This is a genomic window from Cryobacterium sp. Y57, from assembly GCF_002929505.1.
In the GTDB taxonomy this organism is placed as follows: domain Bacteria; phylum Actinomycetota; class Actinomycetes; order Actinomycetales; family Microbacteriaceae; genus Cryobacterium.
Genome location: NZ_PJJL01000066.1, coordinates 19883 through 32860 on the forward strand (window position 1 = coordinate 19883; position 12978 = coordinate 32860).

General features: G+C 65.9%; 11 protein-coding genes. 3 read left to right on the forward strand and 8 right to left on the reverse strand.

Annotation, left to right across the window (positions count from 1 at the left end; translation table 11 throughout):
* Positions 1-49: 49 nt before the first annotated feature.
* The 8 genes from CXY72_RS09010 to CXY72_RS09045 all read right to left on the reverse strand — a co-directional run bounded on the left by CXY72_RS09010 (position 50) and on the right by CXY72_RS09045 (position 8840).
* Positions 50-1396 (reverse strand): MFS transporter, encoded by a 1347-nt coding sequence (locus CXY72_RS09010; protein ID WP_199183999.1) that lies wholly within the window; start codon positions 1394-1396, stop codon positions 50-52.
* 224 nt (positions 1397-1620) lie between these two features.
* Positions 1621-2385: an IclR family transcriptional regulator gene (locus tag CXY72_RS09015; RefSeq protein WP_370446244.1), complete on the reverse strand. Its 765-nt coding sequence runs from the start codon at positions 2383-2385 to the stop codon at positions 1621-1623.
* Positions 2386-2414: 29 nt separating this feature from the next.
* The gene (locus CXY72_RS09020) at positions 2415-3242 is read right to left on the reverse strand and encodes an HpcH/HpaI aldolase/citrate lyase family protein (RefSeq protein WP_104127364.1); all 828 of its coding nucleotides are present in this window, start codon (positions 3240-3242) and stop codon (positions 2415-2417) included.
* Positions 3227-4012 (reverse strand): 2-oxo-hept-4-ene-1,7-dioate hydratase, encoded by a 786-nt coding sequence (gene hpaH / locus CXY72_RS09025; protein ID WP_104127365.1) that lies wholly within the window; start codon positions 4010-4012, stop codon positions 3227-3229. Before hpaH ends, CXY72_RS09020 begins: the two co-directional genes overlap by 16 nt.
* A gap of 14 nt (positions 4013-4026) precedes the next feature.
* A complete protein-coding gene (gene hpaD, locus CXY72_RS09030) occupies positions 4027-5100 on the reverse strand; it encodes a 3,4-dihydroxyphenylacetate 2,3-dioxygenase (protein ID WP_104127366.1) in 1074 nt (357 codons plus the stop codon).
* A gap of 43 nt (positions 5101-5143) precedes the next feature.
* A complete protein-coding gene (gene hpaE, locus CXY72_RS09035) occupies positions 5144-6670 on the reverse strand; it encodes a 5-carboxymethyl-2-hydroxymuconate semialdehyde dehydrogenase (protein ID WP_104127367.1) in 1527 nt (508 codons plus the stop codon).
* Positions 6667-7389, reverse strand: coding sequence for a GntR family transcriptional regulator (locus tag CXY72_RS09040; RefSeq protein WP_104127368.1), 723 nt, complete (start codon positions 7387-7389; stop codon positions 6667-6669). Before CXY72_RS09040 ends, hpaE begins: the two co-directional genes overlap by 4 nt.
* Complete coding sequence (locus CXY72_RS09045) at positions 7374-8840, reverse strand: fumarylacetoacetate hydrolase family protein (RefSeq protein WP_104127369.1); 1467 nt, start codon at positions 8838-8840, stop codon at positions 7374-7376. Before CXY72_RS09045 ends, CXY72_RS09040 begins: the two co-directional genes overlap by 16 nt.
* A gap of 159 nt (positions 8841-8999) precedes the next feature.
* Between CXY72_RS09045 and CXY72_RS09050 the strand changes: the two genes are divergently transcribed.
* From CXY72_RS09050 to CXY72_RS09060, 3 genes are all read left to right on the forward strand, one after another.
* On the forward strand, positions 9000-10481 hold the full coding sequence (locus CXY72_RS09050; RefSeq protein ID WP_104127370.1) for an NAD-dependent succinate-semialdehyde dehydrogenase: 1482 nt from the start codon (positions 9000-9002) through the stop codon (positions 10479-10481).
* Between the two features lie 269 nt (positions 10482-10750).
* Complete coding sequence (locus CXY72_RS09055; protein ID WP_104127371.1) at positions 10751-11305, forward strand: RNA polymerase sigma factor; 555 nt, start codon at positions 10751-10753, stop codon at positions 11303-11305.
* Between the two features lie 207 nt (positions 11306-11512).
* On the forward strand, positions 11513-12823 hold the full coding sequence (locus CXY72_RS09060) for a DUF4397 domain-containing protein (RefSeq protein ID WP_104127372.1): 1311 nt from the start codon (positions 11513-11515) through the stop codon (positions 12821-12823).
* The last annotated feature ends 155 nt before the right edge of the window (positions 12824-12978 follow it).

Sequence of the window (12978 nt, forward strand, 5' to 3'; positions counted from 1 at the left end):
CGTGCCGCCAGAGTGTTATTCCAAGCGGCACGGTTGTGATCTACGACAGTTACTCGTGCGTGCTGATGCCCAGCGCAACCCCGCGCGTCTCTTTCACCAGGGTCACCGCGACGAAGGATATCGCGGCGAGCACCATGAGATAGACGCCGATCGAGATGGACTGACCGGTCTGATCGAGCAACAGTTGCGCGATGAGCGGGGCGAACGCGCCACCGAGAATCGCACCGAGCGCGTAGCCGATCGAAACACCGGAGTAGCGCACCTGGGCCGGGAACATTTCGGCGTAGAGCGCGGCCTGCGGGCCATAGGAGAAGCCGAGTCCGCTCGCCAGGATGATGAGCGAGAGCGCAAACCAGACGATGTCGCCGGTGTCGACGAGCAGGAACATCGGGATTGCCCAGATGAAGAGGAACGCGTAGCCGAGCTGGAAGGTGCGCACGCGGCCGATTTTGTCGGAGAGGATTCCACCGAGCATGGTCGACGCGAGCCAGAACGCGGCGGCGACAGTGCTGGCGATGAGCACAGGGGTGCGCTCCATGCCGAGTCCGCCAGCGTCGGCGGGCTTGGTGGCGTACGAGCCGAAGAAAGCGATGAGCATATAACCGGCCGCGTTGTTGGCTATGAAGATCAATGCGGTGAGGATGACCTGACGCGAGTGGTTCTGGAAGAGCTGCTTGATCGGGGCGGCAGATTCTTTCTTGCGGTTCTGCATTTCTTTGAAGACCGGGCTTTCGGCGACCGCGCGGCGGATGACCCAACCGACGACGATGAGTAGCACGGAGACGAGGAACGGAATGCGCCAACCCCAGCTGAGGAACGCGTCGTCGCTCATCGAGGTGGTCACGATGATCATGACACCCGTGGCGAGAATGAGGCCGACCGGAACCCCGATCTGCGGGTAGGCACCGAAGAATCCGCGCTTGTTGATCGGTGCGTGCTCGACGCTCATGAGCGCCGCACCGCCCCATTCGCCGCCGGCCGAGAAGCCTTGCAGGATGCGAAGCACGATCAGCAGGATCGGTGCCGAGACGCCGATCTGGTCAAAGGTCGGCAGCAGGCCGATGAGAGCAGTGGCCGCGCCCATCATGACGAGTGTGAACACCAGCATCGCCTTGCGGCCGATGCGGTCGCCGAGGTGCCCGGCGATGATGGCGCCGAGCGGACGGACGAGGAAGCTAATGCCGAGTGACGCCCAGGCGATCAGCTGAGCGAGCGGCACGTTTTCGCCGGCAAGCGGGGCGAAGAACAGGCCGGCCAGTACGAGGCCGGCGGCCTGGGCGTAGATGAAAAAGTCGTACCACTCGATGGTGGTGCCGACCATCGTACCGGCGAGGACCCGCCGTTCTTCATTCCGTTTAGCGCTGATTGCCTGCGTGCGCTCGGTCGTTAAGGCCATGGAATACTCCCTTGTATCTCATTGCGGTGCTGGGTCGGGTACTGATGCACAGTGTGGGGATCGTGCGGAGAAAACCGGCACGGGGGCAGTATGGCAGCAAAACCAAAGATTACCTACCTATTGGTCAGTATTGTACGGGATCGTTGCTTGTGCGGGAGGTGGAGCACAATCGCACCCGGCATACACGATTGACGCGCAGTAGCGCGTGCAACACGCAGAGTGGGTCAGCGAAGCTCGGCGACGATCGTGCGCGCAGCCTCGGTGAGGGCTGCGCCGATGTCGGTGGGGGAATGCAGACTCGAGATATAGACGACGGCGATGGCGGCAGGCGAATCCCCGGGCACGGGCAGCGGCACGGCGATCGACGACAGGCCGGGAATGACCTCGTCGTGGCTGGAGGCATAGCCGACAGTAGCGACCTCACTGGCCTCGCTCCGTCGAGTTTCGGTGAGACCGAGCGCGGCCCACTGCGCGGCGTTCAGCGCGGACTGGATGGCGATCCCTGGTGCCCCCACGTGCAGCGGGTGCCGTGTGCCGGGCCGCTGCGCCACCGTCGCGTGGGGCTGGCGCGATTCGATACTCACGAGCGTGACCACCTCGCCCAGGTCAAGCACGGCGACGAAGGCGGTCATGCCGAGGTCGTGGGCAATACGGGTAAGCACGGGCAGTGCCGCGGCCTGCAGGTCGCGGGACACCCCGCGGGCCAGGGCGGCCAAGCGGGGGCCGAGCCGCACCAGTCCGGCCGGGTCCCGCACGACGAGGCCGTGATCTTCCAGGGTGCGGAGGATGCGATAGGCGATCGAACGGTGCACGTCGAGGGCAGCGGCGAGTTGGAGGATACTCATCGGTTCGCCGGATTCAGCGAGAATCTCCAGCATGCGAATGCCGCGCGACAGGGTCTGCGAGTGTGCGGCGGGCACCGAGGCGGGCACCGAGGCGGGCCCCGAGGCGGGGCTGCCGGAGGTCTCGGCGAATTCGGGGATCGACACCCTCTCATTCTCGCATTCGGCCTGGGCGCTCAGTAACTCGTTCGTGGGACGGCATCGACGGCAGGGCCCGTGCTGCCGGGCCTGATGAACGTCGCGGCGAGCTTCTCCGAGGCCCGGGCGAGAACGGCCACGTCGGCACCGACGAGCACGAAGCGGGCGCCCGCCGCCAGGTAACGCTCGGCGGTTGCGGGGGCGAAGGCATTGACGCCGGCGGGTTTGCCGAGCGCCGACACCGTGCGGATGCACTGCTCGACCGAGGCGATGACGTCGGGGTGGTCCTGCTGGCCGAGCAGGCCCATCGACGCGGCGAGGTCGGCGGGGCCGATGAACACGCCGTCGATGCCGTCGACGGCGGCGATCTGGGCGATGTTGGCCACGGCATCCGTCGTCTCGATCTGCACGAACAGTGAGATCGTGTCGTTGGCGCGAGCCAGGTAGTCGTCGATACGGTTCCACCGGGATGCCCGGGCGAGGGCGCTGCCGACGCCGCGAACGCCGAGCGGCGCATAGCGCACCGCGGCGGCCATCTCGCGGGCCTGCTCGGCAGTGTCGATCATGGGGATCAACAGATTCTGAGCGCCGAGGTCCAACAGTTGCTTCACGATGACACGCTCGCCGGCTGGTACGCGCACCACCGGCACGATCGGGTAGCCGTGCACCGCCTGCAGCTGACTGAGCGTCGCCTCGAGGCCGTTGGGGCTGTGTTCGGTATCGATCAACAGCCAGTCGAGACCGCTGCCGGCGCAGATTTCGGCCACCAGCGCGCTGCCGGAGCACACCCACATTCCGATCTGGGCACGTGAGGCGCTCGCAAGAACGTCTCGGAAGGTCGGCTCTGCTATTACTCGAATCGGCATGTGATTGCTCCCAACGGTCCGTAGTCGGCGTGCACGGTATCGCCCTGTTCCACCCACATCGGGCGGGTGAACGAGCCGGCCAAAATGATCTCGCCGGCTTCGAGCCTGGCTTCGTGCTGGGCGAGCTTGTTCGCCAGCCAGTAGACGCCGGCAGCGGGGTGGCCCAGCACGGCCGCGGCCACACCGGATTCCTCGATGGTCTGGTTGCGGTAGAGCAGCGCCGACACCCAGGGCAGGTCGATATCGCCGACCTTCACGGGCGTACCGCCCAGCACCATTCCGCCCATCGCCGCGTTGTCGGAGATGGTGTCGACGATGGTACGGCCGGCCATTTCGATGCGTGAGCTGAGGATTTCCAGCGCCGGAACGACGTAGTCCGTGGCATCGAGCACGTCGAACAACGTGCAGTTCGGGCCGGACAGTGACGTGCCCAGCACGAAGGCAAGCTCGACTTCGATTCGCACGTTCGAGAAGCTGTCGAAACGGATGCTCGCGCCATTCTCATAGACCTCGTCAGCGAAGATCACACCGTAATCGGGTTCGGTGATGCCGGTGGCGTTCTGCATGACCTTGGAGGTCAGGCCGATCTTGTGGCCGACGAGACGGCGGCCGCCCGCGATGCCGCGCTCCCTCCACAAGCTCTGCACGGCGTAGGCATCGTCGACGGTCATGCCGGGGTAGCGGGCGGTGAGGAGGGGGACCGTCGACCGGGTTCGGCCGGCCGCGACGAGTTCGTCGGCGATCTCTTCGATGACTGACTGGTCAAGCATGCGCGCGCTTCTTCCTACAGGGTGTTGCCGAGTTTGAAGCCGGCCAGCTCGTCGTCCTTGCGCGTGTACGAGAAGCCGTCAGCGCCGACGGTCACGGCCATTTCGCTCGACTCGGTGCGTTCGATGACGGGCTGGGGGTTGCCGTCGAGGTCGAGCACGAGCGAGGCATCCGTGTACCAGCTGGGTACAACGGGGTTGCCCCACCAGTCGCGGCGCTGGTTGTCGTGCACGTTCCAAGTGACAACCGGGTTGTCGGGGTCGCCGGTGTAGTAATCCTGCGTGTAGATCTCGACGCGGTGGCCGTCGGGGTCACGCAGGTACAGGTAGAACGCGTTCGAGACGCCGTGACGACCGGGTCCGCGCTCGATCAGGTCGCTCTTGCGCAAGGCGCCGAGTTTGTCGCAAATGTAGATGATGTTGTTCTTCTCGTGCGTGGCGAAGGCGAGGTGGTGCATGCGCGGCCCGGCACCGCCGGTGAGGGCGGTGTCGTGCACGGTGTCCTTGCGGCGCATCCACGCCGCGTAGGTGACGCCGTCGTCGTCTTTGATGTCTTCGGTGACGCGAAAGCCGAGGTCTTCGAGGTATCCACGTCCGCGGCCGACGTGGGGGGTGACCTGGTTGAAGTGGTCGAGGCGCACGAGCGCACCTGGACCCTGCAGGTCGTAGCGCCAGGCGAGTCGTTCCACGTGGGTGGTTGCATAGAAGAACTCATACGGAAAGCCGAGCGGGTCTTCGACGCGGACGCTGTCACCGATGCCCCTCACGAAGCCCTCGGTGCGGCGTTCGGTGCGGCAGCCGAGCTCCTGAAAGTAAGCCTCGGCGAGGTCGACGTCTTCGGGGCTGCGCACCCGAAAGGCCATCGCGGCGACGGCGGCAATGGGCCCCTGGCGCAATACCAGGTTGTGGTGGATGAATTCCTCGAAGCTGCGCAGGTAGATCTCGGTGTCGCTCTCCTCGGTGACGACGAGGCCGAGAATATCGACGTAGAACTCGCGCGACGTGGCCAGGTCGGTCACGACGATGTCCATGTAGGCGCAGCGGAGAATATCCGGCGGGGCCTGGGTGGGAGTCGGGATCGGAATTGTCATGGGGTTCTCCTCGCTGATCGGTGGCCGCGGAACTGAAAACAAGCTACTTGCCGCCGAAGCGGGGCGGGTGCACCGGGGCGAGCGTGATGTGTACGGCCTGCGAGTCGGTGTAGAAGTCGATCGATCGGTAGCCTCCCTCGTGGCCGAGGCCGGAGGCTTTGACTCCGCCGAACGGGGTGCGAAGGTCCCGCACGTTGTGCGAGTTCAACCAGACCATCCCGGCATCGACGGACTGGGCGAAGTTGTGTGCGCGACTGAGATCGGTGGTCCAGATGTAGGCCGCCAACCCGTACTTCACACCATTGGCCAGGGCGAGCGCGTCGGCATCCGTTTCGAAGGGGGTGATGGTCACGACCGGGCCGAAGATCTCCTCCTGAAAGATACGGGCGGTCGGGGCGACGTCGGCAAACACCGTGGGGGAGACGTAGTTGCCCCGTGCCAACCATTCGGGAAGCCCGGCCGGGCGACCGCCGCCGGCGAGCAGACGTCCCTCGGTCTTGCCGATCTCGACGTAGCCCATGACCTTGGCGTAGTGCTCGGGGTGCACGAGCGCGCCGACTTCGGTCCTGGGGTCGTGTGGGTCGCCGACGACGATGCGTGCTGCGCGGGCCGCGTAGCGGGCGCAGAAGTCATCGTAGATGGAGCGCTCCACCAGGATGCGACTCGACGCGGTGCACCGCTCGCCATTCAGCGAGAACACGCCGAACAGGGTCGAGTCGATCGCGGCGTCGAGGTCGGCGTCGGCGAAGACGACCGCGGGTGACTTACCGCCGAGCTCCATGGACATGCCCTTGAGGTTCGCGGCGCAGTTGCGGTAAATGGTCTGGCCCGTGGTGGTTTCGCCGGTGAAGGAGATGAGCGGCACGTCGGGATGCTTCACCAGCGCGTCGCCGGCCCTCTCGCCGATGCCGTTGACCAGGTTGAACACACCGTCGGGAACGCCCGCCGTGCGAAAGATCTCGGCCCACAGGCTCGCTGACAGCGGCGTGAATTCGGCCGGTTTCAGCACGACGGTGCAGCCGGAGGCAAGCGCGGGCGCGAGCTTCCAGCTTTCGAGCATGAACGGGGTGTTCCACGGGGTGATCAGCCCGGCGACACCGACCGGCTTACGGTTGACGTAGTTGATCTGCTTGCCGGGTACCTTATAGGTGTCGTCGGCCTGCGCCACGATCAGGTCAGCGAAGAAGCGAAAGTTCTCGGCCGCCCGTTGCGCCTGGCCGAGCGCCTGCGTGACCGGCAGCCCGGTATCGAAGGTTTCCAACTCGGCGAGCCGGGCATCCTGCGCCTCGACGGCGTCGGCGATGCGGTGCAGTACCCGGGCGCGGGCGCGGGGCAGCATGCGCGGCCACGGTCCGTTGTCGAAGGCGTCCTTCGCGGCTGCGACGGCCAGATCGATGTCCGCCTGCTGGCCGGCGGCCGCGGTGGCGTAGGTCTGGTTCGACACTGGGTCGAGCACGTCAAACGTTTCGCCGCCGACGCTGTCGACGAATTCGCCACCGATGAAATGACGGATGCTGGTGGGCAGGTCGGCCGGTACGTAGTGTGCGGTCTGGACAGACGTCTGCGTCATCGCTCAGGCTCTCTTTCTCGGGGACGGGGCGGATATCGGCTGGGGTGCTGCGACTTCTGGTATGCGAGGAAGGCATCCAGTGTGCCGGTGCGATGGGCGCGCGCGGCCAACTCGAGTGTGAGCGCGTCGGTGCCCGACGCGATCAGCTGTAGCAGGTTGTCGTGCTCCGTTACGGAGTCGCGAGCGCGGCCGGGCACGAAGCTGAAAGTGGAGTCGCGCAGCACCTTCATGCGGTTCCAGCCGCGGTGCACCAGATCGAGGATGTGCGGGTTCGGACAGTTCTCGAACAGGATCGAGTGGAATTCGAGGTTGAGTTCGGTGAACCGGTGCGGGTTGAGGTCTTCGAGGGAGGTGATCATGGCCTGGTTGACCGTGCGGGCACGTTCGATGTCGGTGGTGGTGATGAATGGCGCCGACAGGGCCGTCGCGACGCCCTCGACGACGCTCAGCGTTTGCATCGTATAGAGATATTCGGTCTCTTCGAGCATCGCGACCTGCGCCCCGACGTTGCGCTCGAAGGTGATGAGCCCCTCCGCTTCGAGGCGCCGGATCGCCTCGCGCACCGGTACGACGCTCACGCCCAGATCCTTACCGATCGCGCCGAGTACTAAGCGGTAGCCCGGCGTGAACGTTCCGTCGGAGATGCGTGACTTGATCCATTGATAGGCGAGTTGGGACTTGCTCACGCCGATGGGAGGGAGCGTCACTGGGGCGACCATTTTTGGTACCGCCCTTTCCAGGTGGCGTTCATCGGGTACAGCCCGTCGACGCCCTCGCCCGCGGCAACCATCTCGGCGATGAAGGTCTCCTCACGCTCCTGCGCGATCGCGTCGGTGACGACCTCCTCGATCACGTGCGGCGGAATCACGAGGACACCGTCAGCGTCTCCCACGATCACATCGCCGGGCTGCACAGCCGCACCACCGCAGGCGATGGTGAGGTCAGTGTCCCACGGCACGTGACGACGGCCGAGAACGGCCGGATGCGCGTTGGCGAAGTACGTGGGCATCTCGAGGGCGGCCACGGCGGTCACGTCGCGCACCCCGCCATCCGTCACCAGACCGGCTGCGCCGTTGACCTGGGCGCGAAGGGCGAGGATGTCCCCGACCGTGCCGGTGCCGGTCTCGCCGCGAGCCTCGATCACGAGCACATCATCGGGGCGGAGCGAATCGAAGGCGCGCTTTTGCGCGTTGTAGCCGCCGCCGTGGGCGATGAAGAGGTCCTCCCGGTTGGGAATGAATCGCAGGGTTCGGGCGAGCCCCACCAGACGTTTGGTGGGACGAGTGGACTGGAGTCCGTCGATCGAGACGTTGTTCAGGCCGCGTTTGCGCAGTTGAGAGCTGAGCGTGGCCGTTCCGACCGAGTTGATCTTCGCTTTGAGTTCGTCGGTCAGAACGCTGGCTGAGCTGGCCGAAGCTGCCAGCCCGGCCGCTTGGGTCGAACCCCACGCCGCGGCCCGCTGCAGATCGTCGATCTTCGGGCTGGCGCCATATTCGGCCATCGCGATCGTGCCGGCGACGACCGGGGTGACCAGTCGCCCGCTGCTCGGCGCGCCCGGCGCAGTCGGGGCATCCACTTCGACCTCGACCACGTCGCCGGGCTGCACCACGGAGGACCCAGCGGGGGTCCCGGTGAGAATCACGTCGCCCGGCTCGAGCGTCATCAGCTGGGAGAGATCGGCGACCAGGCGGCCGAACGGGAAGACCAGGTGCGTGGTGGTGTCTTCCTGCACCAACTCGCCGTTGACCCAGGTACGCACCCGGAGGGCATCGGGTTCAACGCCCCTGGCGTTGATCACGTGCGGGCCAAGAGGGGTGAAGCCGTCTCCGCCCTTGGACTTCAGATTCGACCCCTTGTCGGCATAGCGCAGATCGTAGACGCCGAAGTCGTTTGCGGCGGTGACGCCGGAGACGGCCGCCCAGCCCTGCTCCGGGCTCACTCGACGGACCCTGTGGCCGATGATCAGGGCGATCTCGCCCTCGAAGGCGAGCAGTTCGGTGCCGGCCGGGCGTTCAATCGGGGTGCCGGACGCGCTCACCGAGGAGCCGGGCTTCAGAAAGTAGGAGGGCTGCTCCGGCACGCGGCCGCGCTGGGCAATGCGCGAGGGATAGTTGAGGTGCAGGGCGATCACCTTGCCGGGGGTGCCGGTGAATGACGTGGGCTTCTGCATGGGACATCCTCTCGCAGCGCTGCGTGTGTATTTGAAATAATATACGATCACGCGAATGGCGCAACCCCGTAGAAGCATGAGCGCCCACCGACCCTGTCGGTGAGCGCCGTTAGGCTATTAGCGTCAGATCGACGGGCAGAGACAAGCATGGGAGATGCAATGACAGTTGTTACCGACGCGCCAACGAACGAATCGGAGCTCCTCGCTCGAGTGCCGGGCCAGCTCTACATCAACGGGCAGTGGGTCGCTGCGACCGGCGGGCGCACCCTCGATGTCACCGACCCGGCCACCGGTCGTGTGATCAAGACCATCGCTGACGCGAGCGTGGCCGATGGCGCCGCCGCCCTCGACGCCGCCGATGCCGCCCAGGCCGGCTGGGCCGCGACTCCCGCCCGCGTGCGGGGTGAAATTCTGCGCCGCACCTTCGATCTGCTGCAGGAACGTAAACATGAGTTCGCGCTGCTCATGACCATCGAAATGGGCAAGCCACTGCCCGAGGCGCTCGGGGAGGTCGCCTACGGCGGCGAGTTTTTGCGCTGGTTCAGCGAAGAAGCCGTGCGCATCAGTGGCCGTTACAGCGCTAACCCCGAGGGCACCGGTCGCATGATCGTCACCCAGCACCCGGTTGGTCCCTGCTTCTTGATCACCCCGTGGAACTTTCCGCTGGCCATGGCGACGCGCAAGATCGCCCCGGCACTCGCCGCCGGCTGCACCGTCGTTGTCAAGCCGGCCGCGCTCACTCCGCTGACCACCCTGCACTTCGTGGCTCTGCTCGAAGAGGTCGGCCTGCCTGCCGGGGTTGTCAACGTCATCACGACATCACAGTCCGGCACGGTCTCCGAGCCGATCATCACCGACCCGCGCCTTCGCAAACTCAGTTTCACCGGGTCGACCGCGGTCGGCAAATCCCTCATCAAGCTGTCCGCCGAGAATGTGCTGCGCACTTCGATGGAACTCGGTGGCAACGCCCCCTTCGTCGTTTTCGCCGATGCCGACCTCGATCAGGCCGTTGATGGAGCGATCATCGCAAAGTTCCGCAACATCGGCCAGGCCTGCACTGCAGCCAACCGCTTCATCGTGCACGAGTCCGTCGCCGCCGAATTCACCCGCCGGATCACCGAAAAAGTCGAGGCGTTCCAGATCGGGCGTGGTACCGAGACCGGCATCACCATTGGCCCGCTCATCGACGGCAAAGCCGTCGCCAAGGCCGATTCCCTCGTGCAGGACGCCCTCACCCGCGGTGCGACCCTGATAACCGGCGGTGCCGCAATCGACCGCGAGGGCTCCTTCTACGCACCCACCGTACTCACCGATATCCAGCCGGGCAGCGATATTCTGCGCGACGAAATCTTCGGTCCGGTGCTCGCCATCAGCACCTTCACCGACGAAGCGGATGCGGTGCGCCTCGCCAGCGACACCGAGTTTGGCCTGATCAGCTACGTCTACACGACCGACCTCGCCCGCAGCCAGCGCATGATCGACACCTTGCAGACCGGCATGATGGGGCTGAACACCGGCGTCGTCTCGAACGCGGCCGCACCGTTCGGCGGCGTGAAGCAGTCCGGTCTGGGTCGTGAGGGCGGGCTCGAGGGTATCCAGGAATACCTCTCGACGAAGTACACGCTCACGCCCGTTCCCTAACACGCTGTTCGTGAGCGGCCGGTCAATCTGCGGCAGGGTGCATCCGTCTTACTGTCAAGGAGAGAACTTAGGAAGTAACTGTCCCACCACGGGAGGGTCACAGTGCGCGGCGTCGGGCCTGCTGCTGTGGCCCTCTTTGTGCGGCTGCGAAGTCCCGCCTGAAGTGAAGAAACCTCACTAAGCTGGTGGGCGCGAGGGGTGATGCCCGAAGGGTTCGGCTCTCGCTGCCCTGTCCAGCTCGTGTTTTGACCCCAAGGACCCACCCCGACGTGAGTGCACCCACCGACGATGACGAGGCAGTGGACCGCGCGTTTTGCGATGGCGACGAGCGCGCGTTGGCCGCAGCCTACGCACGCTGGTCACCGCTGGTGCTCACGATCGCCGTACGTTCGCTCGCCAATGCGACCGACGCCGAAGACGTCACCCAGAAGGTGTTCATCGCGGCCTGGTGCGGGCGCGTGGGGTTCGACCCGGCCCGCTCCCGGCTGCCGGACTGGCTGATCGGGATCGCCCGGCACATGATCGCGGACGCCCATGAGGTGCGCAGGCGACAGCGTCGGCTCGAGGACTGCCTCGCCGCGACCATCTCAGCACAGCATTCCGATGACAGTGTCAGCGTCGTCAACCGGGTACTGATCGGTGACGAAATCAACCGCCTGGAGCCGGTGCCCCGCGAGGTGATGCGGCTGGCCTTTTTCGACGATCTCACCCAGGTGCAGATCGCCAGCATCCTCGGGCTGCCGCTCGGTACGGTCAAGAGCCATATGCGCCGCAGCCTGACGCGCTTGCGCACCCGGTTGGAGGTGTCCGATGACTCCTATTGATGCCAGGCATATAGCTGCGGACGACCTGCGCCGCATGGCTCTCGCCGAACGCGATACTCGCGTGGCGGACCGCGCGTACCTCGCGGTGAACTGCACGTGCTCTAGCGTCGAAAAACTTTCTGACGGTGCATCCAAAACTCGGCGGAGCAGGGAAGTTGTTAGCAGGGAGGCGAAGCCGCCTGCCGTAACGACCCGATGGAGGTAGCAATGCGCAAGTCCATCGCCGTCGGAATATCCGCCGGCCTCCTCGTCGCCCTCGCCGGGTTCGCGCCGGCTCAGGCGGCCGTGCCCGCGGCATCTGCGGCACCGGGCACCGCCTCGGTGTCGGTGCTACACGCCATTCCCGGGCTGATCCTCGACATTTCGGTGGACGGCCGTGTCGTTGTCGGCGACTTCACGCCGGGAACACTGCTCGGCCCGTTGAAACTTACAGCCGGCACGCACACCGTCAAGATTTCCGCCATGGACCCCTTCGTGCTCGGCGGCAGCGCCAACGGCAAGCCGGTGGTCGACATCGCACTCAGCGGTTCGACCACCGTGACCCTCACGGCTGGCCGCAGCTTCACGGCCGTCGCCTACCTCGGTGACACCGGTATTCCCACCGCCACTTTGTTCAACGACGACACCACGCCGCTGGCTGCCGGGCAGGGCCGTCTCACGGTGCGCCACGTTGCAGCCGCTCCCGCCGTCGACGTGCTCGCGAACGGTGCGGAGGCCGTCGCCGGCTTGACCAACCCGTCGCAGGCCATGCTCGACCTGCCGGTCGGCACGATCAGTGCTGTCGTCGCCGCTGCCGGAACCACGGCTCCGCTGCTCGGCCCGGCCGATGTCACGATCGCCCCGCGTGCTAACACCATCGTGTACGCCTGGGGTAGCCTCGCCAAGGGAAACCTCGCCCTGTTCGTACAGACGGTACGCACTCGGGCTGCCACGCGGGCATCCGTTTCGGTGCTGCACGCGATCCCCGGCGTCGTGGTTGACGTGTATGTCGACAACAAGCGAGTCATCGACAACTTCGAACCCTGCACCCTCACGAAGACGTTCCGTCTTGCGGCCGGCAGCTACACCCTCGCCATCACCGCAGCGGATGCCGCCGACGCGAGTGCTCCTGTGATCGGTCCGGTCGACCTCACGGTCGCATCCGGCCTGAACTACACGGCCAATGCCCACCTCAGTGAGACCGGGGTTCCGACCGCCGCCTTGTTCACGAACGACACTTCAGCGCCCGGCGACGGCCAGGGCCGCCTGACCGTGCGTCACGTTGCTGCCGCCCCCGCCGTCGACGTGCTCGCCAACGGAGCCCCGGCCATTTCCGGCCTGACCAACCCGAACGAGTCCGTGCTCGCGCTACCGGTCGGTACCATTTCAGCAGCGGTTGCCGCTGCCGGTACCACTGCAGCGCTCATCGGTCCGGCCGACGTGCGCATCGCCGCGCGCACGAACACCATCGTGTACGCCTGGGGCAGCCTCGCCGACGGCAACCTCGCCCTGGCCGTGCAGACGGTGCGCACGAAGTAGCTCCATCTCCGCTGCGCCAGCCCGAGCCACCGTGGCGCATAACTCCTGCAATCCGCGGCGGGTGGCCGTTCGACCCCCGGAAATTCCGGGGGGGGGGGGGGGGNCGGCCGGCAAATTGCAGGAGTTATGCGCAGAGTGGCGCGGGCCGACAGGGG